Source organism: Microbacterium galbum, assembly GCF_032464915.1.
In the GTDB taxonomy this organism is placed as follows: domain Bacteria; phylum Actinomycetota; class Actinomycetes; order Actinomycetales; family Microbacteriaceae; genus Microbacterium; species Microbacterium galbum.
Genome location: NZ_JAWDIS010000002.1, coordinates 176,454 through 202,498, shown reverse-complemented (window position 1 = coordinate 202,498; position 26,045 = coordinate 176,454). Strand labels below are relative to the sequence as shown.

At 71.0% G+C, this 26,045-nt stretch carries 20 protein-coding genes and 1 pseudogene; 11 read left to right on the top strand and 10 right to left on the bottom strand.

The window, feature by feature from the left end; translation table 11 throughout:
- Positions 1 to 263: 263 nt before the first annotated feature.
- From RWH45_RS10085 to RWH45_RS10065, 5 genes are all read right to left on the bottom strand, one after another.
- Positions 264 to 1,943: a sensor histidine kinase gene (locus RWH45_RS10085; RefSeq protein ID WP_315995264.1), complete on the bottom strand. Its 1,680-nt coding sequence runs from the start codon at positions 1,941 to 1,943 to the stop codon at positions 264 to 266.
- A 136-nt stretch (positions 1,944 to 2,079) separates the two neighbouring features.
- Complete coding sequence (locus RWH45_RS10080) at positions 2,080 to 2,772, bottom strand: response regulator transcription factor (RefSeq protein ID WP_076676776.1); 693 nt, start codon at positions 2,770 to 2,772, stop codon at positions 2,080 to 2,082.
- Positions 2,773 to 2,841: 69 nt separating this feature from the next.
- Entirely contained in the window at positions 2,842 to 4,491 is a 1,650-nt protein-coding gene (locus tag RWH45_RS10075; RefSeq protein ID WP_315994774.1) for a DNA repair helicase XPB, read from the bottom strand.
- Between the two features lie 47 nt (positions 4,492 to 4,538).
- Positions 4,539 to 6,269, bottom strand: a complete 1,731-nt coding sequence (locus tag RWH45_RS10070) for a helicase-associated domain-containing protein (RefSeq protein ID WP_315994773.1) — start codon at positions 6,267 to 6,269, stop codon at positions 4,539 to 4,541.
- Position 6,270: 1 nt separating this feature from the next.
- Positions 6,271 to 6,552 carry a multidrug ABC transporter ATPase gene (locus tag RWH45_RS10065; protein WP_315994772.1) on the bottom strand — a complete coding sequence of 94 codons (282 nt, stop codon included), beginning with the start codon at positions 6,550 to 6,552 and terminating at the stop codon, positions 6,271 to 6,273.
- Between the two features lie 106 nt (positions 6,553 to 6,658).
- Between RWH45_RS10065 and RWH45_RS10060 the strand changes: the two genes are divergently transcribed.
- Both RWH45_RS10060 and RWH45_RS10055 read left to right on the top strand, forming a co-directional pair.
- Positions 6,659 to 7,042: a cold-shock protein gene (locus RWH45_RS10060; protein WP_307454093.1), complete on the top strand. Its 384-nt coding sequence runs from the start codon at positions 6,659 to 6,661 to the stop codon at positions 7,040 to 7,042.
- Entirely contained in the window at positions 7,026 to 7,664 is a 639-nt protein-coding gene (locus RWH45_RS10055) for a DUF3027 domain-containing protein (RefSeq protein ID WP_315994771.1), read from the top strand. Before RWH45_RS10060 ends, RWH45_RS10055 begins: the two co-directional genes overlap by 17 nt.
- 63 nt (positions 7,665 to 7,727) lie before the next feature.
- Here the strand turns inward: RWH45_RS10055 and serC are convergent, their stop codons facing one another.
- Positions 7,728 to 8,849: a phosphoserine transaminase gene (serC, locus tag RWH45_RS10050; RefSeq protein WP_315994770.1), complete on the bottom strand. Its 1,122-nt coding sequence runs from the start codon at positions 8,847 to 8,849 to the stop codon at positions 7,728 to 7,730.
- 99 nt (positions 8,850 to 8,948) lie between these two features.
- On the opposite strand from serC, the gene RWH45_RS10045 reads away from it, so the two are divergent.
- The 5 genes and pseudogenes from RWH45_RS10045 to RWH45_RS10030 all read left to right on the top strand — a co-directional run bounded on the left by RWH45_RS10045 (position 8,949) and on the right by RWH45_RS10030 (position 13,235).
- Positions 8,949 to 9,647 carry an iron-dependent transcriptional repressor DtxR gene (locus tag RWH45_RS10045; RefSeq protein WP_315994769.1) on the top strand — a complete coding sequence of 233 codons (699 nt, stop codon included), beginning with the start codon at positions 8,949 to 8,951 and terminating at the stop codon, positions 9,645 to 9,647.
- A gap of 339 nt (positions 9,648 to 9,986) precedes the next feature.
- Positions 9,987 to 10,802, top strand: coding sequence for a M23 family metallopeptidase (locus RWH45_RS10040; RefSeq protein WP_315994768.1), 816 nt, complete (start codon positions 9,987 to 9,989; stop codon positions 10,800 to 10,802).
- 352 nt (positions 10,803 to 11,154) lie between these two features.
- Entirely contained in the window at positions 11,155 to 11,652 is a 498-nt protein-coding gene (locus RWH45_RS10035) for an HNH endonuclease (protein ID WP_315994767.1), read from the top strand.
- Between the two features lie 8 nt (positions 11,653 to 11,660).
- Positions 11,661 to 11,807: pseudogene (locus tag RWH45_RS16280) on the top strand (IclR family transcriptional regulator domain-containing protein); the annotation flags it as partial.
- A gap of 246 nt (positions 11,808 to 12,053) precedes the next feature.
- Positions 12,054 to 13,235, top strand: coding sequence for a SpoIIE family protein phosphatase (locus RWH45_RS10030; RefSeq protein ID WP_315994766.1), 1,182 nt, complete (start codon positions 12,054 to 12,056; stop codon positions 13,233 to 13,235).
- A gap of 58 nt (positions 13,236 to 13,293) precedes the next feature.
- Here the strand turns inward: RWH45_RS10030 and RWH45_RS10025 are convergent, their stop codons facing one another.
- Genes RWH45_RS10025 through RWH45_RS10010 form a run of 4 tightly spaced genes read right to left on the bottom strand, consistent with a single transcriptional unit; the run spans position 13,294 to position 18,562 of the window.
- On the bottom strand, positions 13,294 to 15,903 hold the full coding sequence (locus tag RWH45_RS10025) for an OpgC family protein (RefSeq protein ID WP_315994765.1): 2,610 nt from the start codon (positions 15,901 to 15,903) through the stop codon (positions 13,294 to 13,296).
- Positions 15,900 to 16,316, bottom strand: coding sequence for an ATP-binding protein (locus tag RWH45_RS10020; protein ID WP_315994764.1), 417 nt, complete (start codon positions 16,314 to 16,316; stop codon positions 15,900 to 15,902). Before RWH45_RS10020 ends, RWH45_RS10025 begins: the two co-directional genes overlap by 4 nt.
- Positions 16,309 to 16,644 carry an STAS domain-containing protein gene (locus tag RWH45_RS10015; protein ID WP_315994763.1) on the bottom strand — a complete coding sequence of 112 codons (336 nt, stop codon included), beginning with the start codon at positions 16,642 to 16,644 and terminating at the stop codon, positions 16,309 to 16,311. Before RWH45_RS10015 ends, RWH45_RS10020 begins: the two co-directional genes overlap by 8 nt.
- 1 nt (position 16,645) lies before the next feature.
- A complete protein-coding gene (locus tag RWH45_RS10010; protein WP_315995263.1) occupies positions 16,646 to 18,562 on the bottom strand; it encodes a glycosyltransferase family 2 protein in 1,917 nt (638 codons plus the stop codon).
- A gap of 304 nt (positions 18,563 to 18,866) precedes the next feature.
- Here RWH45_RS10010 and imuA' point away from each other — a divergent pair, with 304 nt between their 5' ends.
- The 4 genes from imuA' (at position 18,867) to RWH45_RS09990 (ending at position 25,993) form a co-directional block, all read left to right on the top strand.
- Complete coding sequence (imuA', locus tag RWH45_RS10005; RefSeq protein ID WP_315994762.1) at positions 18,867 to 19,583, top strand: DnaE2-dependent mutagenesis accessory factor ImuA'; 717 nt, start codon at positions 18,867 to 18,869, stop codon at positions 19,581 to 19,583.
- Positions 19,583 to 21,127 (top strand): DNA polymerase Y family protein, encoded by a 1,545-nt coding sequence (locus RWH45_RS10000; RefSeq protein ID WP_315994761.1) that lies wholly within the window; start codon positions 19,583 to 19,585, stop codon positions 21,125 to 21,127. The genes imuA' and RWH45_RS10000 overlap by 1 nt, the downstream gene beginning before the upstream one ends.
- Positions 21,128 to 21,193: 66 nt before the next feature.
- The gene (locus RWH45_RS09995; protein WP_315994760.1) at positions 21,194 to 24,724 is read left to right on the top strand and encodes an error-prone DNA polymerase; all 3,531 of its coding nucleotides are present in this window, start codon (positions 21,194 to 21,196) and stop codon (positions 24,722 to 24,724) included.
- Positions 24,725 to 24,790: 66 nt separating this feature from the next.
- Positions 24,791 to 25,993, top strand: coding sequence for a DUF2510 domain-containing protein (locus tag RWH45_RS09990; RefSeq protein ID WP_315994759.1), 1,203 nt, complete (start codon positions 24,791 to 24,793; stop codon positions 25,991 to 25,993).
- Positions 25,994 to 26,045: the final 52 nt, after the last annotated feature.

Sequence of the window (26,045 nt, the reverse complement as noted above, 5' to 3'; positions counted from 1 at the left end):
GGGCGTTCTCCGTTCCGGCGGTCCGGGTGGCGCGGTCTCACACGCCGATGACGGTGCCTCGGTCGCTCGAGGCGGCGCGTCGACGAACGACGCCGCCGAGCCCTCTCGCTCGCGCGAGCGCTCGAGCCTGCCGCGTGTCCTTCCGGCGTGCTGCGGATCGTTTCGCCCACGTCGCGAGACGACCACGCGGCGTGATCTGCCGAAGGGACTCGCTCACGCGGTCCCCGCCGGACGATCCCCGCCGGGAAACGGAGCGCGGCGTCTCAGGCCGGGGTGTCGGGCCGGTGATCGTCGGGGAGGCGCTCGAGCGGCTGCGTCTCGATCAGCGCATGCTCCGCGGCGTCGCGACGATCGGCCAGCGGAAGAGACACCCGGAACGTCGCGCCCCCGCCGGGGGTGTCGACGACCTCGACCGTACCGTGCAGCAGATCGACGATGGATGCCACGATCGACAGACCGAGGCCGGATCCGCCGGTCTCGCGCGTGCGCGAGGTGTCGGCGCGCCAGAAGCGCTGGAAGATCTGGTCGCGGATCTGCTCGGGAACGCCCTCGCCGTGGTCGATGATCTCGATCCAGCCCATGTCGTTCTCGGCATCCACTCCCACGCGCAGCCCGATGGGGGAGTCGTCGGCGGTGAATCGACGCGCGTTGCCCAGGAGGTTCGCCACCACCTGACGCACCTTGTTCTCGTCGCCCAGCACGATCGGCGCCAGCCGCGGTGTGGGACGCATCGCTCCGGCCGGCGGTGCGGCCGGCTCGGTCGTCGGTGCCTCCCCGGTCGTCGTGGCGGGATCGGTGCCGTCCTTCTGGCGGCGGCGCAGGCGCGACAGCGTGGCTCCGGCGATCGCCATGGCCGACGTGGTGGGAGCCGTGCGGCGTCGCGTCGCGGCCTCAGCGGGGTGTCCGCCCGAGTCGAGCAGTGGATCGAGGGTGATCGTGGGCAGCACGAGCGGACCGCGAGAGGTGGTGTCGTCGACCGTGACCTCGCGCTGGGGCGAGGTCACCCGCAGGTCGAGGGCGGCGTCACGTGCGATGGGACGCAGGTCGAGCTCGGTGATCGAGACATCACGGCGTTCGTCGAGGCGGGCGAGCGCGAGGAGATCCTCGACGAGCGCCCCCATGCGGATCGCTTCCTTCTCGATGCGCTCCATCGACTGCGCCACGTCCTCGTCGGAGCGGATCGCCCCCATGCGGTAGAGCTCGGCATAGCCGCGCATCGTCACGAGCGGGGTGCGCAGCTCGTGGCTCGCGTCACCGATGAACCGGCGCATCTGCCGCACGGTGGCATCCCGTTGCCCGAGGGCGCCGTCGATGCGCGCGAGCATGGCGTTAATGGCGGTTTTGAGCCGCCCCACCTCGGTGTCGGGCACGATGTCGGTGAGGCGCTGGCTGAAATCGCCCGCGGCGATGTCCATCGCGGTCGTCTCGACCTGGCGCAGATTGCGGAAGGCGAGCGTCACCAGCCACCTCGTGAGCAGGGCCGTGGCGATGAGGATGAGCAGCGCGACGAACGCGTAGATGCCGACGTACGCGGCGACGATGCGGTCGGTGGGCGCCAGGGGCTGCACGACCATCTGCGTGTAGACGCCGGGGTTGCCCGGCACCTGCAGGACGCCGACGCGTGCGAGGAAGTGCGCTCCGGAGTCCGGGTCCTCCAGTTCGATGCGACGGTCGATCTGGCCGTACGTCTGCTCGACGGTGAAGGTATCGGGCAGCTGCGGCAGCGCCTTCGACGACGTGCCGTTGTAGAAAGCCTCGCGTCGGCCGTCAGGACCGTAGACCACGACCATCGACCCGATCTGCGGGGCGTTCTCGACCTGCGTGAACTCGATGCCGCCGTCGACCGGTGTCGTGGTGAAGATGCTGTTGGCGATGCTGCCCGCCGCCTGCTGGGCCAACTGCTCGTCGAGATTGTTCACCAGCGTGGTGCGCAGGAACACCATGGTGCCGATACCCGCGGTGAACAGACCGATCGCGAGCAGCGCGACGGTCACACCGGTGACCTTGGTCCGAAGGCTCAGACCTCGCCACCAGCGCGTCAGGGCATCGTCGGAGGGCGACAGGGCGGACGCCTTCCGCTCAGGCGCTCTTGCCCGACTTCAGCATGTAGCCGAAGCCGCGCTTGGTCTGGATGAGCGGCTCGGAGGAGTGCGGGTCGATCTTGCGACGCAGGTACGAGATGTAGCTCTCGACGATGCCGGCGTCGCCGTTGAAGTCGTACTCCCAGACGTGGTCGAGGATCTGGGCCTTCGACAGCACGCGATTGGGGTTGAGCATGAGGTAACGCAGGAGCTTGAACTCCGTGGGGCTGAGGTCGATCGAGACGTCGCCGACGCTGACGTCGTGGGTGTCCTGGTCCATCGTCAGCTCGCCGGTGCGGATGATCGACTCCTCATCGGCCTGCATCGTGCGACGCAGGATCGCCTGGATGCGGGCGACGATCTCATCGAGGCTGAAGGGCTTGGTGACGTAGTCGTCGCCCCCGGCATTCAGCCCCTCGATCTTGTCCTCGGTCTCGTCCTTCGCGGTGAGGAAGAGGATGGGGGCGGTGTAGCCCGCACCCCGCAGCCGCTTGGTGACGCTGAAGCCGTTCATGTCGGGCAGCATCACGTCGAGCACGATGAGGTCGGGTTCTTCTTCGAGCACGGCCGAGATCGTCTGCGCGCCGTTGGCCACGGCTCGCACCTGGAAACCGGCGAAGCGCAGGCTCGTGATGAGCAGGTCGCGGATGTTCGGTTCGTCGTCCACGACGAGGATGCGAGGAGCTGTCATCCCCTCATTATCGTGATCCGACCCCGCAATGTCCTGGATATGGAACGGAAAGCCGCGTGCTGGTATGCGTCAGGCGGCCGCGGCGTCGATCCCGTCGGCATCCAGGATCGTGTAGGCGTAGCCCTGCTCGGCGAGGAAGCGCTGACGGTTCTGCGCGAAATCCTGGTCGACGGTGTCGCGCGCGATGAGGGTGTAGAAGCTCGCCGTGTGGTTCGACTGCTTAGGTCGCAGCAGACGTCCGAGGCGCTGCGCCTCCTCCTGCCGCGAGCCGAACGAGCCCGACACCTGGATCGCGACGGACGCCTCGGGGAGGTCGACCGAGAAGTTCGCCACCTTCGAGACGACGAGCAGCGGGATGCTGCCGTCGCGGAAGCCCTGGAACAGTTCCTCGCGCTCGGGGATCGGGGTGGCGCCGGTGATCTGCGGGGCGTTCAACGCCTCGGCGAGCTCGTCGATCTGATCGAGGTACTGCCCGATGACCAGCACGCGCTCACCCGGATGCCGCTGCACCAGGCGGCGCGTGACGTCGATCTTCGCGGGGGCGGTGGCGGCGAGGCGATAGCGATCCTCGTCGGCCGCGGCGGCGTATTCGAGGCGCTCGTCGGCCGGGAGGTCGATGCGCACCTCGTAGCAGGCGGCCGGGGAGATGAAGCCCTGGGCCTCGATCTCCTTCCACGGCGCGTCGAAGCGCTTGGGGCCGATGAGGCTGAACACGTCGCCCTCGCGTCCGTCCTCGCGCACGAGCGTCGCAGTGAGGCCGAGGCGGCGGCGCGCCTGCAGGTCGGCGGTGAGCTTGAAGACCGGGGCGGGGAGGAGGTGCACCTCGTCGTACAGCACGAGGCCCCAGTCGAGGGCGTCGAGCAGGGCGAGGTGGGCGTACTGGCCTTTCCGCTTGGCGGTGAGGATCTGGTACGTCGCGATGGTGACCGGCTTGATCTCCTTCACCTGACCGGAGTACTCGCCGATCTCGTCGGGGGTCAGGGTCGTGCGCCGCAGCAGCTCGTCGCGCCACTGACGGGCGCTGACGGTGTTGGTGACGAGGATGAGGGTCGTCGTGCGCGTGTCGGCCATCGCCCCCGCGCCCACGAGCGTCTTGCCGGCGCCGCAGGGGAGCACCACGACGCCGGACCCGCCCTCGGAGAACGAGTCCACCGCCTGACGCTGGTAGGGGCGCAGGCTCCAGCCGTCTTCGGCGAGGTCGATCGGGTGCGGGGTGCCGGGGGTGTATCCGGCGAGGTCTTCGGCGGGCCAGCCGATCTTCAACAGCTCTTGTTTGATGTGACCGCGTGCCCATGCGTCGACGAGGTAGCTGTCGGGGCTGGGATGCCCGATCAGCAGGGGAGCGATGCGCTTGTTGCGCGAGACCTCGCCGAGGACGGCGGCATCCGTCGACCGCAGGACGAGGGCGCCCTCGTCGTTGCGCTCGATGACGAGGCGCCCGTACCGGTTGACCGTCTCGCGGATGTCGGTGCTGACGGATGCGGGGACGGGGAAGCGCGACCACGTGTCGAGCGTCTCGAGCATCGCGTCGGCGTCGTGGCCGGCCGCGCGGGCGTTCCACAGGCCGAGCCGCGTGATCCGGTAGGTGTGGATGTGCTCGGGTGCGCGCTCGAGCTCGGCGAAGACCGCGAGCTCGTGCCGCGCCGTCTCCGCCTGGGGGTGCGCGACCTCGAGGAGGACGGTGCGGTCGCTCTGCACGATCAAGGGGCCGTCAGACATAGCGTTCGAGTCTACCGGGGTCGCAAGCAGCCCGGCGTCCCCTGGTCTCAGTCGACCGGGGCGACCCCGTCGATGTGCGAGAGGGGGAGCGTGCGCTCGACGTCGGCCGCGCGGTCGCGTCCGCGCAGGCGTCCGCCGCCGAGACCCGTCGCCTCGAGCCGGAACACGCGCGCCGACCCGTCGGGCAGCCGCACGGTCACGTCGACCACGGCGCGGGCGCGGACCGCGTGATCGAGCTCGCGCTCGAGCCATGCGGCATCCGAGTCCTGGGCGCCGTTGCGCAGGCGCTCCAGGAGAGGGGCGTAGAGCTCGTCGGGGTCGGATGCCGGCTGCTCGGCGCCGGCGAGCTTCGCGCGCTCGAGAGCGCGGGGGCGGCCGTCGGCGTCGACGGCGACAGCGGGATAGTGCGCGTCTGTGAGGGCCCAGAAAACGACGTCGGCCGAGACGTGGGAGACGAGGTCGTCGCCGTCGTCGCGCGCCAGGGCGATCGAGCGCAACGACTGATCGACCTCCATCGAGCGTCGCAGGGTCTCGTCGTCGGTGGTCACCCGCGTGAGAGAGGTGTCGGCGTCGACGCCCACGCGCACGCGGCCGTGCTCGGCGGAGGTGCGTTCGATGACGTACGCGAGCGGCTGCGGCAGGCCCGTGAGGGAGATCTCGGTGAGGAAGCTCCGGAGCGACTCCGCGGTCTCGCCCGCGGTGATCGCCGCGCCCACCGTGCCGGCGCTGAAACGGTAGCTCGAGGCCTGGGCGCGGGACTCGCGCGCGGCCATCGTGCGCAGCCGTACGTCGAGGTGGGGCGCCAGGGGTCCCGGCGCGATCGCGGTCAAGTCGTTCTGCAGGTAGACGCGGTCGACCTCGGGGGGCAGCAGCTCTTTCAACGCCGAGGTGTCGAGCTCGCCGCCGGCCGCGAGGGGGGCCGCCCAGGGCGCCACGCGTCCCGCCGCGTCGAGCAGGCCCCAGCGCACCAGCCGCCGGATCCACAGCGTCGCGCGCTCGGGCCCCTCGGGGTCGAAGGGGGTGGCGTCGGCCCAGTGCTCGCTGGGGATCCAGCCTCCGTCATCCGCTCGATACGCGCGGGGGAGAGCATCGCGCAGGGCCACCGCCGTGCGGCTCCAGCGCTCGAGGGTCGGCAGGCGCAGCCATTCGCGGCCCCGGGGCGAAACGAGCCACGCTCGGTCGTTCGCGCCCAGGAGGCCGACGTCGGAGGCGAGGCCGACCAGCAGGTCCGCTTCGGCGGCGGTGGTCACCGCCCCCGCGTCGACGAGTCGTCGCCGCTCCGTCGCGCCGAGCGACCCCGACCCGATACGGCCGAGGGGGGACTCGAGCGTGAGCATGAGGATGTCGGCGACCGAGGCGGCGTTGGTGAAAGCGGCCTCCGCCGCTGCCGAGGCCGTCTCCGCGGTCGGGGCGGGCGCCGTCGCGGACGGGGCCGCGGGCAGTCCGTCGGGGAGCGCCTCGTGCACCGCGCTCGTGACGGTCGGGAACGGGATGCCGTCGTCGCCGACCAGGGCGCGCGCGATCAGCGCGTCGCGCGCGGCGCCGGTGGCCGGGCTGCCGGCGACGGCGTCGAGCAGCGCGATCGCCTCGTCGCGCGTCAGGGCGGGCAGCTCCCGAGCGACCGAGGCCGGATCGAGAAGCGCCTCGGCGGCGTCGAACATGTCGCGCCAGGCGCTCGAGGGAGCGACGTGCCGCCCCGTGAACAGGCGTGCGAGGGAGGCGTCGTCGCGCGCGCCCAACGAGACCGCCAGTGCGCGTTGTGCGGAGGTCTCGGGCACGTCAGCGGGCCTTGTTGGCCCGCGCCCTTCGGGCGAAGCTCATGATGAGCACGGCCAGCAGGCACACGAAGGCGACCGGTGGGGCGATGTAGACGATGACCCCGATCGTCGGCCAGATGCCCGAGCCCATGTCGGCTCCGGAGCTGGAGCCCACGATGATCGCGAAGAAGCACACGATCGACAGCACGAGGAGCCCCAGCGACATGAACGCCAGGATGCGGTCGATACGTCGGACGGGAACGTCGTCGCCCGGCGTGCTGCCGCCGGTGGTGCGGGTGCTCATCGCGCTCAGCCTACTGCCTGGCGCCGGTGTCGTAGGCTGGAAGACCGGGATCCGCTCGGTTCCCGCGTTCCGCCGCGCGTTCGCGCACATATCCAGCGAGGTGTCCATGCCCACCGGCAAGGTCAGGTTCTACGACGACGAGAAGGGCTTCGGCTTCATCAGCACCGATGACGGCCAGGACGTGTTCCTGCACGCCACGGCTCTGCCCGCCGGGACCCCCGCTCCCAAGGCCGGAACGCGCCTCGAGTTCGGCGTGGCCGACGGCAAGCGCGGACTGCAGGCGCTGTCGGTCCGCGTGCTGGACGCTCCGGTGAGCCTGTCGAAGCGGTCGCGCAAGCCGGCCGACGACATGGCGATCATCGTGGAGGACCTCGTGAAGCTCCTCGACGGCATCGGCGGTGACCTGCGTCGCGGTCGCTACCCCAGCGGCCCGCACGCCCAGAAGATCGCCGCGGTCCTGCGCAAGGTCGCCGATGACTTCGAAGCCTGAGCAGGGTGAGCCCTCGCCGGTCGCCGACGAGCGGCTGACCGGCGCGCACGATCTCGCCCTCGCGGCCCTGCACGAGATCACCGCGGCCGACACCGTCGGCCCCGCCGCGGGATACACCCTCGAAGACGACGGCGTCGTCTCGCTCCGTTTCCACACGCGCCTGTCGGGATACCCGGGGTGGTTCTGGACGGTGAGCGTGGCGGTCGTCGATGACTCCGAGCCGACGGTGCTCGAGGTCGAGCTGCTCCCCGGAGACGGCGCGCTGCTCGCCCCCGACTGGGTGCCGTGGGCGACGCGACTGGCCGAGTACCAGGCGGCCCAGGCCGCTGCGGCGGCAGAGGATGCCGACGACGAAGCGGATGACGACGACGTCGACGACGAGCACGACGATTCCGATGACGACGACGACGAAGAAGAGGACGAGCCCAAGGCCCGCTTCCACGCGGGCGACCTCGACGGCGTGGACATCGACGAACTCGACGCGGACCACGCCCCCGACCATCGGGCGGACGGCGACGACGCGGATGGCGACGACGCGGACGACGACCACGCGGATGATGACGACGACGACGACGCGGAGGCGTACGACGACGATCGCGACGAGGGCGACCGCAGCTACTGACGCGCAGCCCCGAACGACGAAGGCCGCCCCGCGTGATGCGGGGCGGCCTTCGTCGTGACCGGCTCAGGCGCCGGGAAGGCGTTCGATCGTGTAGTCGATCGCGCCGATGAGGCGGCGGACGTCGTCGGGCTCGATCGAGACGAACGTCGCCACCCGCAGCTGGTTGCGGCCGAGCTTGCGGTAAGGCTCGGTGTCGACGATGCCGTTGGCGCGCAGGCTCTTCGCGATCGCCGCGGCGTCGATGCTCTCGTCGAAGTCGATCGTGACGACGACGGGGGAGCGGTCGGCCGGGTCGGCGACGAACGGGGTCGCGACCGTGCTGGCATCCGCCCAGTCGTACAGTGCCGCCGACGACTCCGCCGTTCGGCCGGCCGCCCACGACAGGCCGCCGTTGTCGAGGATCCAGCCGAGCTGCTCGTCGAGCAGGAGCAGGGTGGCCAGGGCCGGGGTGTTGAGGGTCTGCTGCAGGCGGGAGTTGTCGAGCGCGTTCTTCAGGCTCAGGAACTCGGGGATGTAGCGGTCGGATGCCGCGATGCCCTCGATGCGCTCGATCGCGGCCGGCGAGACGGCGGCGTACCACAGGCCCCCGTCGGAGCCGAGGTTCTTCTGCGGGGCGAAGTAGTAGACGTCGGCCTGCGTCACGTCGAAGTCGATGCCGCCCGCGGCGCTGGTCGCGTCGATCACGGTGAGCGCGCCGGCATCCGCCTGAACGCGCTGGACGGGCGCGGATACGCCCGTGGAGGTCTCGTTGTGCGGCCACGCGTACACGTCGACGCCCTCGACGGCCTCGGCGACCGTGCGGGTGCCCGGCTCGGCCTTGCGGACGTCGGGCGCCTGCAGCCAGGGGGCTGCGGCCGCGGAGGCGAACTTGCCGCCGAACTCGCCGAAGACGAGGTTCTGGCTGCGGTTCTCGATGAGGCCGAAGGCCGCGGCATCCCAGAACGCGGTCGATCCGCCGTTGCCCAGGATGATCTCGTACCCCTCGGGGAGGCGGAACAGCTGCGCGAGGCGCTCGCGCGTGCTGGCGACGAGGTTCTTCACCGGCGCCTGGCGGTGCGAAGTGCCGAGGATCGACGCCCCGCGGGTGACGAGGGCCTCGAGCTGCGCACCGCGCACCTTCGAAGGGCCGCATCCGAAGCGGCCGTCGGCGGGCAGGAGGTCACTGGGCAGTTCCACGTGCGGCATGGGACCGATTCTAGGGTCCCGGTCCCGGCCCTCCGGTGCTCATGTCGGAGGGGGTCGGTAGGCTGGGAGGACCTGCCGCGCGACATCGAGGACTGCTGAATGACCGACCTGATCGACACCACCGAGATGTATCTGCGCACCATCCTGGAGCTCGAGGAGGAGAAGATCGTGCCGCTGCGCGCGCGCATCTCCGAGCGCCTCGGCCACTCGGGTCCGACGGTGTCGCAGACCGTGGGACGCATGGAGCGCGACGGCCTCGTGGTGGTGTCCGAGGACCGGCGCCTCGAGCTGACCTCCGACGGTCGTCAGAAGGCGGTCGACGTCATGCGCAAGCACCGTCTCGCCGAGCGGCTGCTGAGCGATGTCATCGGTCTCGACTGGGCCTACGTGCACGACGAGGCCTGCCGGTGGGAGCACGTCATGAGCGAGCAGGTCGAACGCCGGCTCGTCGAGCTGCTCGGCCACCCCACCGAGTCTCCCTACGGCAACCCGATCCCCGGTCTCGACCAGCTCGGCGACACCGCGAGCGCCACGTTCGACGACGGGGTCGTGGGTCTGGTGCGCAAGCTCACCGACGCGGGCGGTCCGATCTCGGGCACGGTCCGTCGGCTCGCCGAGCCGGCGCAGGTCGACCCCGAGCTCCTGCAGCAGCTGAAGGCGGCGGGGGTCCTGCCCGGAGCGCGCGGTGACTACCGCTTCAACGAGGGGTACGTGCTGGTGCAGATGGAGGGCGTCGACGAGGGGCTCGAACTCCCGGTCGAGGTCGCGTCGCACATCTTCCTCGTCGCCGAGAGCTGAGTCGACCGAGGCTGAGCCTTCGCCGGGCATTGGGCCGTCACTCGATGCAGAGCGTGACTTGTTCGTTATCTTCGGGTAGCCTCTGAGGGTCCACAGGCGAGAAGCCCGCCGTCGGACCCCTCGCGGTTTGCCTCATCGGCTCGTCGTCCGCAGAGGGTGAAGCCCGCACATCGTGCCCCCAACCATCGAGTGCTGACGAGCCAGCGTCCCAGACGCAGAGGCGCCGGAGGAACTTTGGCTGAACACAACGATCCCGCTGCGGACCTACCCGAGGTCCCCGCAACGGGTCCCACCCGCAAGAGCGCGCGCGCTGAGGTCGCTCGACCCACCCGCCGCCCGATGCAGTCCCGCTCCACGGCGACCGCACCCGTCGCCCGTACCGCTCCCGCCCCCACCGGCGCCGCCCGGCGGCGCGGGGTCAAGCCGCTGCGCAGCGCCGTGATCCTGTCGATGGTCGCAGGGCTCGTCGCCACCGTCGCGATCCCGGCGTACGCGGCCACGGTGCCCGCGGCCCAGACGATGTCGCTGCAGCAGATGTCGGCGCCCGACAACCAGTCGCTCGTCGTCGCGTCGGACGCGACGGCCGAGAGCCTCGACCGCAGCAGCTATTCCGCCACCACGGCGGAGGAGATCCAGAAGAAGAAGGACGAGGAGGCGGCTGCAGCCGCCGCGGCGGCAGCCGCGGAGCGGGCCCGCCAGTCGGCATCCACCGCCGGTTCGTCGGTCTCGAACATCGACCTCACGATGACCGCTCCCGGCTCGGGCGAGGTGCGCTGGCCGCTGACCAGCTACATCCTCGGCCGTGGCCTCTGGGACTCGGGCTACCACCAGGGCGTCGACCTGCTCGCCCCCGGCGGTCAGCCGATCTTCGCCGCCGCGGCGGGTGTCGTGAGCGTCTCGTCCGAGAGCTACGGCGGCTACGGCGTCGGCATCGTCATCGAGCACGTGATCAACGGCCAGAAGGTGTCGACCACCTACGGTCACATGACGTACGGCAGCCGTCAGGTGCAGGCGGGCCAGACCGTCGCGGCAGGCCAGCTGATCGGCCTCGTCGGCTCGACGGGCAGCTCGACCGCGAACCACCTGCACTTCGAGGTGCACATCAACGGCTCGGTCGTCGACCCCTACGCCTGGCTGCAGCAGAACGCGGGCTGACCTTCGTCGCGGAGATCGCGACCTGAAGCGGCGTGCCGGAGACGATCGTTCTCCGACACGCCGCTTCCTGTTTCCCCCCGCACCCGACCCCGGGCGTGTCGCAGTGGGTTAGCCTGTCAGCGACGTCGGAAGAACCGGAGGGAACGCCGATGAACACCAGCCCGCGCATCCGCACCATGGATGCGCTCGGGCTGCTCGTTCTTCGGCATCGTGTGTTCGGATGCCGCGGTTTCGCCGCGATCACCCAGGCGCTGTCTGCCTAGACAGCGCCTTTTTTCATACCCCTGCGCCTCAGCCGTCGTCGCGAGTCGAACATCCGAGAAGCCGTCTCGGCCATTCGAGAGGAAGCGGAATGCGCACACTGGTCCTGAACGCGGGCTACGAGCCCCTCGCGGTCGTGTCGTTCAAACGAGCGCTCGTGCTCGTCATGAACGAGAAGGCCACGGTCATCGAACGCATCGAGGAAGACCCCGTCTGGGCGGCGGCGGGAACCTACGACCGCCCGGCGGTGATCATCCTGACGCGATACGTCCGGGTGCCGGGGGCGCGTCAGGTGCCGGTCACGCGCCGCGGGGTCCTGCGGCGCGACGCGCACCGGTGCGGTTATTGCGGCAAGGCCGCGTCGACCATCGACCACGTGCTGCCGCGCTCTCGCGGCGGGAAAGACACGTGGGAGAACCTCGTGGCCTGCTGCCTGGCCTGCAACAACATCAAGGGCGATCGCACCCCGCAGGAGATGCGGTGGGAGCTGCGACTCGTGCCCGCGCCCCCGCGCGGCTCGTCGTGGACGGTGCGGGGCGTCGACAAGAGCGACCCGCGCTGGGAGCCGTACCTGGCGCTCGCCGCATGATCTGACGCGTGGGGGCCGTCGTCGAGGTCGAGCTCGCGCCCGGGCTCACCTCGGTGGCGGTGCCCGTGCGCGACCGGAACGGTGCGGTCGCCGCGGCGGTGAACGTCTCAAGGAGCAGTGGGCGGCGTTCCCGTGCGACGGTGCTCGACCGCCTCGTGCCGACGGTGATCGGCGAGGTCGCGGCGAGGGAGGCGGACCTCCGGTCGCTCCGGCGAGAACGGGGATCGTGCGGCGACTCCGCCCGGCATCGCCCCTCACTCGCTAGAGTCGAAGAGTCGGCGCGATCGATTCCGCGACGACGTGGGGGAGTCTTCCGAGTCGAAGCTGTCCGCGTCCGCGAGAGCGCGTCGGTCGCCGCTCATCCGTGCGGTGTCACGCCCCGCGGAAGGACAGACCCCCCGATGACCTTCGACACGCCCACCCCCGAATCCCCCGTCGAGCGCACAGGGCTGATGGACTCGCCCCCCGAGGAACGGTTCGATCGCATCACGCGCCTCGCGCGCGAGCTCTTCGACGTCGACTACGCGCTCGTGAACATCGTCGACACCGACGAGGTCTACACGAAGTCGCAACCTGAGGGACCGCGCTTCGGCCGGTCGCCGCGCGAGGCGGTGTTCTGCGGCGAGACGGTCAAGCAGGATGGTCTGCTCGAGGTCGACGACGCGACCGCAGACGAGCGCTTCCGCGACATCGCGTCGGTCACGGAGTTCGGGATGCGCTTCTACGCGGGCTTCCCTCTGCGCACCGACGACGGCGATGCCGTGGGCACGCTGTGCCTGCTCGATTCCGACGCCCGGTCGTTGAGCGACGCGCAGCGGCGCAGCCTCGAGCAGTTCGGCCGCTGGGCCCAGGCGGAGGTGCGGCAGAGCGAGGCCGACGCGTCCGCCCCGGCCGCGCCCGCCGATCCGGCCGCTGCAGCGGGCCCGGCGACCGGACGGGAGAAGCGGGGCAGCGCCGACGGCGTGGGCCTGGCATCCCTCGCCATCCCGCACGGGGTCGTCAGCGGAGACAGCAGCGGCTGGCAGCAGGTGGGCGGACGGGTGGTGGTCACCCTCGCCGACGTGATGGGCAAGGGCGAGGCCGCCGGGGCCGTCGCCGACGCGCTGCTCGGAGCCCTGCAGGCCCGGCGCGACATGGACCCCGTGCAGGCGATGCTCTCGGTCGAGGACGAGGCCCGCGCCGACGGCCGCTACCGCGATGTGTTCGCGACCGTCTTCCATGCCGTCGTGGACGCCGCCTCCGGCACGGTCGACTTCGTCGACGCCGGTCACGGCCTGACCCTCGTGCTGCACGCCGACGGGACGAGCGAGAGGCTCGACTCGCGCAACCTCCCGCTCGGGCTGCGTCCGGCCGACGTGACCTGGGAGCCCGGTCGCGTGCGGGTCGGTCGCGGCGACCTGCTCGTCAGCGTCTCGGATGGGGCGCTCGACGCCTACGACTCCACGCTCGAGAGTCTCCGCATGATCGGCGACGATCTGCGCGCCGCCGCCGACACCGGCGGGTTCTTCGACGAGCTCGCGCTGAAGGTCTCCACCCACGAGGTCGACGACGACGTCACCGCCGTCGTGCTATCGGTGCACTGAGCACTCCGGATGCCGGGTCCTCGCGTGGCGCGAGGACCCGGCATCCGTCGTTGCGGCCTCAGCGTGGGATGACGGTGAACAGGAAGCGCTTGCGGACCATGACGAAGATGATCCCGATGACCGCCGCGTGGATGAGCGTCCCCTGCCAGAAGCTCCCGCGGTCCAGCCCCGGGATGTTCGCCACGGCGAGCACGAAGAACACGTGCACGATGAACACGTACAGGCTCGCCTGGCCGAGGGGGATCCAGAGCCAGCCCATGCTCTTCTCGATCGGCTTCCAGGCGACCGTCAGCACCGCGTAGGTGCACACCAGCACGAGCGGCAGGTCGAGCAGACGCCCCCACTCGAGGAAGATGCGCTGGTAGCCGGAGTCGTAGAGACCCGCGTAGAGGTCGGCCGGGAAGGGCACGGGGGTGAAGCCGTAGGTCTGCCCCGCCCACAGGTAGACCAGGATGCCGGCATAGCCGACCACGAAGACACCGACACCGATCTTGCCGGGCAGCGACGTGAGTGCGCGGATGATCCGGCGACGGTAGTACCCGATCACGAGGCCGTGCGTGAACAGCACCTGCCAGAGCGCGAGGGGGAACACCGCGTCGAACTGCGACGGAAGGCGCAGGACGTCGGGGGCGATGCCGTGCAGAACGTAGATGCCCCAGCTGAGAGCGAGCACGAGCCACCACAGGCGCCTCTTGATGAGCCACATCAACGCGGGATACGCCAGGCTCAGCACCACGAACAGGCCCATGATGTTGAAGGGCCACGGGCCCATCTCGAGCAGGAGGAACTGGCGGACGGCGTACCACGGCGGCGGATAGTCGAGCAGGCGCTCGCCGTTGGGATAGAGGTCGTACACGCGTCCGCTGTCGCCGGAGCCTCCTTCGCCCGTCCCGCGATCGGTGAAGGTGGTCACCGCGGAGGCGTCGACGAAGGGGAGGAAGCCGATCGCGAAGACCAGCAGAATCACGGCCAGGGCGACGAGGTACTGCTTGCGCGCGCGTCCCCACGCCGCCACCGCCGCGCCCCACTCGCCCGCGCGGGCGACCGCCGCGGGGAACACCATGCCCAGCACGATGCCGCTGAGCAGCACGAACAACTCCGCCCCGGTGATCGCACCGATCGCCTTGAGTGAGGCGTAGGCGAACGGGCTCGTGACCTCGATGTGCGTCACGACCACCACCACGATGATGAAGCCGCGCACCATGTCGATGCGCAGGTCGCGGCTGGCCGAGGTGTCGTCGTAGCGCCATTTCGGCAGCGCGCGACCGATGATCCCGGATGCCAGGAACGCGACCGCGAGGACGGCTGCGCTGCCGGTGATCCAGTTCATCTCCTCGTTCGGATCCGCGCCGCCCTGACGCACCTGCACCGTGGCGGCCACCCCCTGCTCGGGCGTGACGACATCGGAGACCGGTCCCCAGCGGATGAGGCCCGTCGAGAGCAGGTCGTCACGCAGCGCGGTGGCCAGCTCGCCGTTCGCCGTCGCGCGCCAGTCGACCTCGCGTCCACCGGCCTCGGCCTCTTCGCGGACCACCTCGAGCCAGGTGATCCCGGTGATGAGGGGGTGGTCGCCGAGCTCGGCGAGCACCTGCGTCCACCAGCCGCGCTTCACCGCCAGTTCGGAGTCGCCCTCGCGACCGAAGTCGTACAGCGCGCCGGTGTCGAGCAGGAGCTGCTTGCCCTGGCCGACGGCGAAGCGGTCGTAGAACGACGAGCGCTGACCGGTCGTGTAGCCCCATCTCTCGTCCAGCCGTGCGGCGACCTCGCCGTCCTCCGGGGCGGCGTTCTCCTCGAGCGGCACGTCGCGGCCGGCGGCGGCCGCCGCCTCGCCCTTGCCGAAGTAGTACAGCGACAGTCCCACGCGGTCGACGGAGTCGGCATCCGGGAAATACGGACCGTACGGGTCGTCGGCCTCGGTGAACAGCCCGTCGCCGTCGGTGTCGATCGCGACGCGGTCGCGCGCGGTGATGGCGTCGAGGCGGCCGTCGGCGCGTTCGAAGGGGTATCCGGCGCCGTAGGAGGGGCTCCACAGCATCTCGGCGCCGGAGGTGCCGGCGTGCACGGCAGCGGCGACGTCGTCGAACGCGGCCACGTAGGCCGTGGGCTGCTGCCCCCACGACACCCACGAGCCGTTCATCTCGGGCGCGAAACGCACGAACTGCTCGGTGCCGTACTGCGAGTGGTAACGCTCGAGGCGCATGGTGAGCTCGGCCGCGTCGGCGTCGGTCAGGGTCTCGAGCTCGACCGAGGGCTCCAGGGTGAGCACCAGCGAGGCCCCCTGCCCGGCGACCTGCAGGGCGGCGTGCTGCCACTCCGAGATCGAACGCGCGTCGAGGGGGTACGACAGGCGCACGCTGTACATCGCCGGGGTCTCGCCGAGGCGGGTGCGGTAGCCGTCGGGTCCGTCGTCGCCCCAGTCGAGCTCGGGGCCGAAACGTACGCCGTCGGTCGCCGGGGCGGGCGGCGTCGCGGTCGGGGTGGCGGAGGGCGTGACGGATGCCCCGGGCGCGTCGGGGGTCGCGCGGGGATCCGGCGTCGCGGGCGCCGCGACCGTGCCGGATGCCGCCGAGGGCGCGGGTACCGCGGCCAGGGCGGGGGAGACGCCGATTAGAAGGAGTGCGGCGGTGGCCCCCACGGCCGCCGCGATCCGTCGTCCCGCGTGCCTCACTCTCGTCTCGTCTCCAACGTCCAGACGTTCCGGTCGCCGTCGCGACGGAAGTCGACGTCGTCGACCCCCGCGTTGGCGAGGGCCAGGCCGCGGCCGCTCTCCTCGTCGGCATCCGCCATGCGCACCGATGCCAGGTCGAGCAGAGGAGGGTCGCCGTCGTCGCGGAACGTCGCGACGAGCCGCTGCGCATCGGCGAAGAGGTCGAGGGTGAACCGGCGCTCGTCGGACTCGCCGCGCGAGTGCTCGACGATGTTACCGGCGATCTCGATCACCGCCGTCTCGAAGCCGAATCGCGTCATCGGCGTCACCTCGCCCACCTCGTCCCACCACCCGGCGAGCAGGTCGAAGATGGCGTCGAGGCTCGCCGGGACGACGGCGGCGTCGAGGGAGCGGCGCGCCGCGGGCTCAGTCACGGAGGGCCTCGTCGACGCTCGGACGCGGACGCAGCACCCGGTCGAGGTTGGTGAGGCCGAGCACCATCGTGACCTGCTCGCTCGGGGCCGCGAGGCGCAGGTCGCCGCCGGCCTGGCGCGCCGTCTTCAGGCAGGCGACGAGCGCGCCGAGTCCCGACGAGTCGACGAACTCGGTCTCCGAGAGGTCCACGACCACGATGTCGCCCTTCCCTCGGGTGATCTCGGCGGTGACCGTTTCGCGGAACGACTTCGCCGACACCATGGTCAGACGGCCGCGCGGCGTGACGACCGTTCCGTCGGGGCGGGAGTCGATGTCGACCTGGAGCATGTCAGTAACCCTTCGGTTGGTGATCGGAGGCGGAGTACAGCACCGCGCGGACGATGATGCTGAAGACGGCGAGGTCGTACAGGACCCACGCGATGTTGATGAGCGGAGCGATGCCCTCGGCCTGCCCCGCGGCGTAGCGCACGGCGACGACGCCGAGCGAGGCCACGAGGGCGCCCATGACCCACAGCTGCGGCTTCACGAGGTCCCAGCGGGGGCGGTTCTCGAGCGAGCGCGTCTTCGGGGTGACGGAGAACCCGAGCGAACGCCCGCGGTAGACGTTGTCGAACGCGCTCGTGACGGAGCGGATCCACACGGGGAACAGGGCGAGCGAGTACTGCGCGCCCCGCCAGGTCGGTCGGCCGTTGGCCACCACCAGGAACAGCACCTGGTTGATGACGAAGAACGGGATGAAGCGCGCGAAGAAGTCCACGCTCCATGCCTGGACGGGCATGACCCCGAACGACAGGTACAGCACGGGGGCGGCGACGTACACGATCGCGGCGAAGCCCGACAGGTAGCTCCACATCGTGCCGAAGTACATCAGCCGCTGACCCCAGCTCATGCCCTTCTGCACGAGCGGGTTCTCGCGGAACATCACCTGCATCGTGCCCTGCGCCCAGCGCAGGCGCTGGGTGAGCATGGTCGGGAGATCCTCGGGGGCGAGACCCTTCGCGAGCACCTCGTCGTGGTAGACCGACTTCCAGCCGAGGCCGTGCAGGCGCATCGAGGTCGCCATGTCCTCGGTGACCGAGATCGTGGCGAGGGGCATGATGGCCTGCGCCTCTTCTTCGCGCCCGACGTCGAAGGACTCCACCAGCATGCTGACCGACTCGACCGCGGCCAGGGGCGACAGGCTGCGCTCGCCGAGGGCTTCGAGGGCGAGGTCGTCGATCGCGGCGAGGGCGGCGGGGTCTCCCGTCACCTCTGCCAGCTCGGCGAGCTCGGCGCGCACCTCGGCGATGTCCTGATCGGCGAGCTCGCGGCGCACCGCCATGATCTGCCGCTGGAACCCGTAGGTGAGATCGGCGAGGGCGTCGCCGCGCGCGATGCCCGCCTTGAGGTCGTCGAGCGCGCGGGAGACGCGATCGAGGGATGCCACGATGCGGGCGTCGGTCGCGTGCTCGCGTCGCGCTCGGGCGAGCACGCGACGGGACGAGCGGATGCCGCGGTTGACGGCGAGGGTGACCTCGCCGACGTAGCGCGAGACGCCGAGCTGCATGAGGGCCTCGCGGCGCAGGATCGCGTTGGAGCCGCAGAAGAAGGCGGCGTTCCATCCGTCCTTGGACTGCTGGATCGGCCCGTAGAACAGGGGCGCCTGGCTGCCGAGGGGGTCGCTGGCCGGGACGTTGGTGAACCACTGCGGGGTCTGCACCAGGGCGACGCGGTCGTCCTCGAACCATCCGAGCGTGCGGTCGAGGATGTCGGGGGAGGGGATCTGATCGGCATCCAGGATGAGGAAGAACTCGCCCTCGGTCACCATCAGCGCGTTGTTGAGATTGCCGGCCTTGGCGTGACGCGGGCGATCGCGCCACGCCTCCGAACGGGTGATCACGCCGATGCCCTCGGCTTCGGCGAGGGCGCGCAGCTCGGGGCGGTCGCCGTCGTCGAGGATCCAGGTCTCGTGCGGGTAGCGGATCGCCTTGGCCGCTCGAGCGGTCTCCATGACGAGGTCGAGGGGCTCGTTGTACGTCGTCACGAGGACGTCGACCGTCACCTCGTGCTTCAGCGGGGGTGCGTCGTGGCGCTCGCGCAGCCTCCAGGCGCCGAGGCCGAAGAGGAGGGAGTCGATGAGGCTGTAGGTCTCGGCCAGCACGAGGGGGACGGCGATCCACCAGGACTCCCAGTTCACCGACGCCAGCCAGCGCCACGTGATGTAGTTGAGGCCCGTCGCGGCGGACAGGATGACGATCACGCGCACCAGAGCGAGACGTCGTGTGCGCGAGACGTCGCGACGTCGTGCATCCCGTCGCAGATCATCGCGACGGATCGTTGTTTCGACGACCAATTGGGGGGACCTTTCGTCGCTTTTCATCTTCTATGAAGACGGGCTTTCGCGTCGATCCTTGACGCGCGCGTCGTCGAGTCGAGAAGGTACGCTCCCGCGGGCGCGGGTTCGTCGTGACGGGGTCGCCGGCCGACGATGTCGGAGGTCGATCGTATCTTCGACCACAGGGATTGAGACACTAGAACACATGTTCTAACCTGTGGGAGTGAGGGCGATCGTGAGAGACCAGGTACAGGCCGTACCCGACATCACCGCGCTGCGCGATCGCCTCGAGCGCATGCAGGGGCGGCGCATGGACGCCCCCGTGCTGCCCACGCATCCGGCGTTCTCGTCGCTGCTGCCCGGCGGGGGTCTGCGCTCGGGGTCGGCATATGCGCTCGCCCGCTCGGCATCCCTTCTGCTGGCCTTGATGGCGCGTCCCTCCCAAGACGGAGCATGGTGCGGGGTCATCGGCATGCCCGAGCTCGGAGCCGAGGCGGCCGAGAAGTACGGGCTCGACCTCGACCGGCTCGTCTTCATCCCCGATCCCGGACCGCGCTGGCTCGCGGTGACAGCGACGATCACCGAGGTGCTCCCCGTGGTGGCCGTGCGTCCGCCCCTCGGCTCCCCGGCCGCGCGGGGAGGGGCCGAGACCACCCGCCTGGCCGCGCGCCTGCGCGATCGCGGATCGGTGCTGCTGGTGCAGGGCGCCTGGCCGCAGGCGGAGGCCGTGATCGACGTGGCCGACCCGCACTGGACGGGGCTCGGGCAGGGGCACGGCTACCTGGCCGGGCGCGAACTGACGGTGTCGGTCAGCAGTCGTCGCTCGCCGAACGCCCGCCGCGCCCGCATGATGCTGCCCGCGGCCGACGGCTCGATCGAACTGCTCGGCGCCCCCACCGAACGTCTCGTGCCCCGCGAGCGCGAGGCCTATCCCGTGCGGGCGGTGGGCTGATGACGGCGCCGACGCGCAGTCTCGTGCTGTGGTTCCCCGACTGGCCGATCACGGCGTTCGTGCGCGAGGCCGTGTCTCCTCCGAAGCCGGATGCCGCCGTGGCGGTGTTCGCGAACAACGTCGTCGTCGCGTGCTCGTGGGCGGCTCGCGCGCACGGCGTGCGGCGCGGGCAGAAGCGGCGCGATGCGCAGGCCCTGTGCCCGGGGCTGCAGGTGGTGCCCGCCGACGCTGTGCGCGACGCCCGAGCCTTCGCCCCCGTCGTCGCTCGCGTCGAGGAGCACGCCCCCGGCGTGCACGTGGTGCGGCCGGGGCTGTGCGCCGTGAAGGCCCGGGGCCCGGCCCGTTATTACGGCGGCGAGCTCGAGGCGGCCCGCATGCTGATCCGCCTGCTCGACGACGACGGGTTCGCCGGAGTGCGGGCGAGCGTGGCCGACGGCGTCTTCACCGCGGAGCAGGCGGCCCGCACGGCCGACGTCGACGAGCCCGTGCGCGTCGTACCGCCGGGGGAGGCGGGCGCGTTCCTCGCGCCGCTGTCGATCACGACCCTCGACGACGACGAGTTCGGCAGCCTCCTCTCGCGCCTCGGGGTGCACACCCTGGGCGAGCTGGCCGGCCTGCCGGTCGAGAGGATGCGGGAGAGGTTCGGCGAACGGGGGGTGCGTCTGCACGCCCTGGCGGGGGGTCTCGACTCCCAGCCGGTGCTGCCGCGCACGCCCCCGCCCGAGCTCCATCGCGACGTCGCCTTCGAGCCCCCGCTCGAGCTGGCCGACCAGATCGCCTTCGGCATGCGCGTGGCGGCCGAGGAGTTCATCGCGCGCCTCGGCGCGCACGACCTGGTGTGCACCGAACTGCGTGTCGTCCTCACCGGCGATCGGGGCGAGCGCAGCGAACGCGTGTGGCTGCACCCCGGCTCGTTCGACGCGGCGGGAGTGGTCGACCGCGTGCGGTGGCAGCTCGCCGAAGACGCGCAGGGCATCTTCGGCAGCGGGGTCGCGGGCGTGCACATCGAGCCCGAGGCCGTCGATGCCGCCGCGCACCACGCCCGGGGTCTGTTCGGTGCGGGGCCCGACGAACGCGTGCACCACGCCCTCTCGCGCGTGCAGGCGATGCTCGGCCATCGCGCGGTGCTCACGCCGGTGATCGGCGGCGGGCGGTGGCTCGCCGAACGGCAGGTGCTGGTGCCGTGGGGCGACCGTGCCGTCACGGCGAAGGAGCGCACGCGCCCCTGGCCGGGGAGTCTTCCCGACCCCCTGCCGGCGACCGTCTATCCCGAGCCTCGCCTGGTGGGGGTCACCGACATCGCGGGGGCGCCCGTGACCGTGGGCGAGCGAGACGCGCTGAGCGCCCCACCCGCGGTGCTCGAGACGGCGGGGCAGCGTCGACGCATCCAGGAGTGGGCGGGTCCCTGGCCGATCAGCGAGCGCGGGTGGGACCCCCTGCGCGCTCGGCGGGCGCACCGGTTCCAGGTCGTCGACGCCGACGGGGGTGCGTGGCTGCTCGTCGTCGAAGAGGGGGAATGGCGAGCGGAGGGGCGCTATGACTGACCCCCGTCCGCTCTCCTCGCGCGCGCTCGCCGCTCGGTCGTCGCCCCTTGGATCGGGAGGTGCGTGATGGGCTGGACCAATCCGCCGGTGAAGTGGTCGGAGCTCGAACGACTGCTCAGCGACGCGCGGCGCCCCACCGGTGCCCCGCCGAACGGCGACGGCGGTGACAGTCCGGCGTGGTCGCACAAGCGCGGCGCCTACGTGCCTCCGACGATCGAGCGTCCGGCCGACACCGTGCCGTACGCCGAACTGCACGCCCACTCGTCGTACTCGTTCCTCGACGGGGCGTCGTCGCCCGAGGAGCTCGTCGAAGAGGCCGAACGCCTCGGCCTGCACGCCCTCGCGCTCACCGATCACGACGGGTTCTACGGCATCGTGCGTTTCGCCGAGGCCGCCGAGGCGCGCGCGGTGAAGACGGTGTTCGGCGCGGAACTGTCGCTGGGCCTCCGCGGCCCGCAGAACGGCGAGGCCGACCCGACCGGTTCGCACCTGCTCGTGCTCGCGCGGCGCGAAGAGGGGTATCACCGCCTCGCCGCCGCGATCACCCACGCGCAGCTCGAGGGCGCCGAGAAAGGACGCCCGGTCTACGATCTCGACGACCTGGCCGAACGCGCCGGGGGTCCGCGCGATCCGCACTGGGCGGTGCTCACCGGATGCCGCAAGGGGGCGGTGCGTCAGGCCCTGGCGTTCGAGGGGCCGGCGGGTGCGGCGCGAGAGCTCGACACCCTCGTCGACCTGTTCGGGGCCGAGGCCGTCTACGTCGAGCTGATGGATCAGGGCGACCCGCTCGACTCGCGCCGCAACGACGTGCTCGCCGGGCTCGCGGCCGAACGGGGGCTCGCGACCCTGGCGACCAACAACGTGCATTACGCCGCCCCGCAGAAGCAGCTCCTCGCCGCCGCCGTCGCCGCGGTGCGGGCGAACCGCGGCCTCGACGAGCTCGACGGCTGGCTCCCCGCCCACGCCGGGGCGCACCTGCGCTCGGGGGCCGAGATGGCCGCGCGCTTCGCCCGGTATCCGGGAGCCGTGGCGCGCACGGTGGCGCTCGCCGACGAGATCGCGTTCCCCCTGCGTCGGGCCAAGCCGGCCCTGCCGAAGCAGAAAGTGCCCGAGGGGCATACGCCCATGTCGTGGCTGCGGCACCTGGTCTGGAAGGCGGTGCCGACGAAGTATCCGAACCTCTCCGACGACGACCGTCGCCGTATCGAGCGCGAGCTCGAGGTGATCGAGATGAAGGACTTCCCCGGCTACTTCCTCATCGTCTACGGCATCGTCGCCGAGGCCCGTCGTCGCGGCATCCTGTGTCAGGGGCGGGGCTCGGCCGCGAACAGCGCCGTCTGCTATCTGCTGAACATCACCGCGGTCGACTCCATCTTCTACAAGCTGCCGTTCGAGCGGTTCCTGTCGAGCCTGCGCGACGAGGAGCCCGACATCGACGTCGACTTCGACTCCGACCGGCGCGAGGAGATCATCCAGTGGGTCTACGGCGAGTACGGGCGCGAGCGGGCGGCGCAGGTGGCGAACGTCATCCAGTACCGCCCGAAGAACGCGGTGCGCGATATGGCTCGCGCTCTCGGGCACTCCCCGGGTCAGCAGGACGCCTGGTCGAAGCAGGTCGAGCGCTGGGGGGCGACGCTCGAGACCGGGTCGGATCACGACATCCCCGATCAGGTCATCGAGTTCGCGTCGGAGCTGCTCAAGGCGCCGCGGCATCTCGGGATCCACTCGGGGGGAATGGTGCTCACCGACCGGCCGGTGGGCGAGGTGGTGCCCATCGAGCACGCGCGCATGGAGAACCGCACGGTCATCCAATGGGACAAAGACGACGCGGCCTGGATGGGGTTGGTGAAGTTCGACCTGCTCGGCCTGGGCATGCTCGCGGCGCTGCAGTACTGCTTCGATCTGATCCGGGATGCCACGGGGGAGGAGTGGGAGCTGTCGACCCTGCCCAAAGAAGAGAAGGCCGTGTACGACATGCTGTGCCGGGCCGACTCGATCGGGGTGTTCCAGGTCGAATCACGTGCGCAGATGGGTCTGCTGCCGCGCCTGCAGCCGCGGAAGTTCTACGACCTCGTCGTGCAGATCGCCCTCATCCGTCCCGGGCCCATCCAGGGCGGGGCGGTGCACCCCTTCGTGCGGCGCAAGCTCGGCCAGGAGGAGATCACCTACGTGCACCCCAAGCTCGAGCCGGTGCTGTCACGCACGATGGGTGTCCCGGTGTTCCAGGAGCAGCTCATGCAGATGGCGGTGGCCGTGGGCAACTGCTCGGCCGAAGACGCCGACCTGCTGCGCCGGGCGATGGGGTCGAAGCGCGGACTCGAACGCATCGACTCCCTCCGCGAGACGCTGTACGCCGGCATGGCCGAGAACGGCCTGGTCGGTCGGGTCGCCGACGAGCTGTACGCGAAGATCCAGGCGTTCGCGAACTTCGGCTTCGCGGAGTCGCACTCGCTGTCGTTCGCTCTCCTGGTCTACGCGAGCTCGTGGATCAAGCTGCACTACCCGGCGGCGTTCCTCGCGGGGCTCCTGCGCGCGCAGCCGATGGGGTTCTATTCGCCCGCGACCCTCACCGCCGACGCCCGCCGTCACGGTGTGGTGGTGCGTCGGCCCGATCTGCTGCGCTCGAAGGTCCAGGCCTCGCTCGAGGTGCTCGACGACGACGCCGGTTCGCAGCACGGAGGGGATGCCGGGGCTCCGGCGGGGGCGTCGGTCGGCGAGACGCGGCGCGGGCCGGGGGATGCCGGGGGAGCCCCCGATGCGGACGACGCACCCCGCCGCGGGGCCGGGGCGCCGACCGGACGCCCCGCGTGCACGCACGCGGATCAGCCGCCGACGGGGGAGTTCGACCCCTCCGACCCCGACGAGACCCTCGCGCACCGTCGAGACGGGGGGTTCGCCGTGCGGCTCGGGCTCGCGGAGGTCACCGGAATCGGGGTCAAGGTCGCCGAGCGCATCGTCGCCGAGCGTGAGAGCGGGGGTGCGTACCGCGACCTGCGCGACCTCGTTCGGCGCACGGGACTCGTCACCGCGCAGATCGAGGCGCTCGCCACGGCGGGGGCGTTCGAGTGCCTCGGGCACACCCGCCGCGAGGCGATCTGGCTCGCCGGATCGGCCGCGATGGATCGCCCCGAGTTCCTCCCCGACTCGCTGGTCTCGGTTCAGCCGCCTCTGTTCACCGACCCCTCCAGCTACGAGGTGCTCGCCGCCGACCTGTGGGCGACGGGCCTCTCGGCAGATGACCATCCGCTGACCCATTTCCGCTCCGCGCTCGACGCTCGCGGGGTGATCACCTCGCGGGAACTGCGCACGTTCGAGACCGGCCGACGCATCGAGGTCGCGGGCCTGGTGACCCACCGGCAACGGCCGGCCACGGCATCCGGGATCACCTTCCTCAACCTCGAAGACGAACACGGGCTCATGAACATCATCTGCTCGGTGGGGGTGTGGAACAGGTACCGGCGCGTCGCCCGGGAATCGCCCGCTCTCATCGTGCGCGGAATGCTCGAGCGCTCGGTCGAGGGGGTCACCAACGTGGTCGCCGACGGGTTCACGGATCTGCGCGTCGGGGTCGCGCACGCATCGAGGGACTTCCGATGACCTCGAGCGCCCTCACTAGACTCGGGGCGATCTCGCCCGGTTCCGCACCAGACAGGGGAAACGACCATGACCGACACGCCCACACCGCCCGACGGCTGGTACCCCGACCCCGCAGGAGGCGGCGGCCTGCGCCGCTGGGACGGCACGAGCTGGACCGACGAGGTGCGCACGGTCGACGGGTCGGCGCACACCGCGCCCGAGGCCACGGCCGCGCCGACGAGCGAGGACAGCGCCGTCGCGCACGACGCGGTCCCACACGCGCGCGAGCCCCTCGCCTCGGCCAAACCGCAGGAGGCCGTGACCGCGTCGGAGCCGGGGGTCGGTGACCGCGTCGTGGCGTCGGAGCCCGATCTCGCGGGGGAGTCTGCGGGTAGCCCGGAGCCGGCCGCGCCGGCGCACGCGGGCAGCCCGGAGCCGACCGCACCCGAGCCCGTCGTCGCTTCGGAGCCGTCCGCGGCGTCGGAGCCGTCGGCGACCCTGGAGCGCGACCTCGCGACGGGTGCACCGGCTGCACCGGAGCCCGTCGTCGCGTCGGAGCCGTCGGCGACCCCGGATCCTGTCGTGGCCCCGGACCATGGCGCCGCGACCGATCCGGCTCCTGCGGCAGCCTCTGCGGTGCCGCCCGTCGCCCCGCCCATAGCGCCCGTGTCGGCGCCGGCGCCCGCGCCCGCGTATCCGACCGCGACGAGCTCGCCGAGCGCCGCGGGGTATGCGAGTCCGCCCGCCTACCCGGGAGCTCCGGCGTATTCGAGCGCCTCCGCCTCGCCGGATGCCGCCCCGCGCACCGACATCCGCACCAACACCGTCTGGGTCTGGCTGGTGGCACTCCTCCCGCTGGTCGGGGTTCTCTCGCTGTTCCTGTTCGACTGGTCGACCTTCATCCAGGAGTCGTTCTACGCGCAGGTCTACGGCGGCGGGACGTCGCCCGTCGAAGCGGTGGTGTCTGCCGTCACCACCGTGCTGGGACTCGTCTTCTCGGCGGTCACGGTGCTCTTCGCGTTCCTCGACTGGCGTGTGCTGCGCGCTCGCGGGGTCGAGCGGCCGTTCCACTGGGCGTGGAGCTTCTTCGTCTTCCTCATCGGCAGCGGGCTGGTGTACGTCATCGGTCGCGCCGTGATCCTGCGCAAACGCACACGGAGCGGTCTCGCCCCGATGTGGGCGGCCGTCGCGGTCAACGTCGTGGCGCTCATCGCCATCATCGCGTGGGGGATCTTCCTGCTCTGGCAGATCATCCCGCTGATTGAGGAGCTCCAGTACTACGGATACTGAGCCGGCGGGCGGGTGAGGGCGAGGGCGTCCTCACCCGGCTCGCGGCGATTCC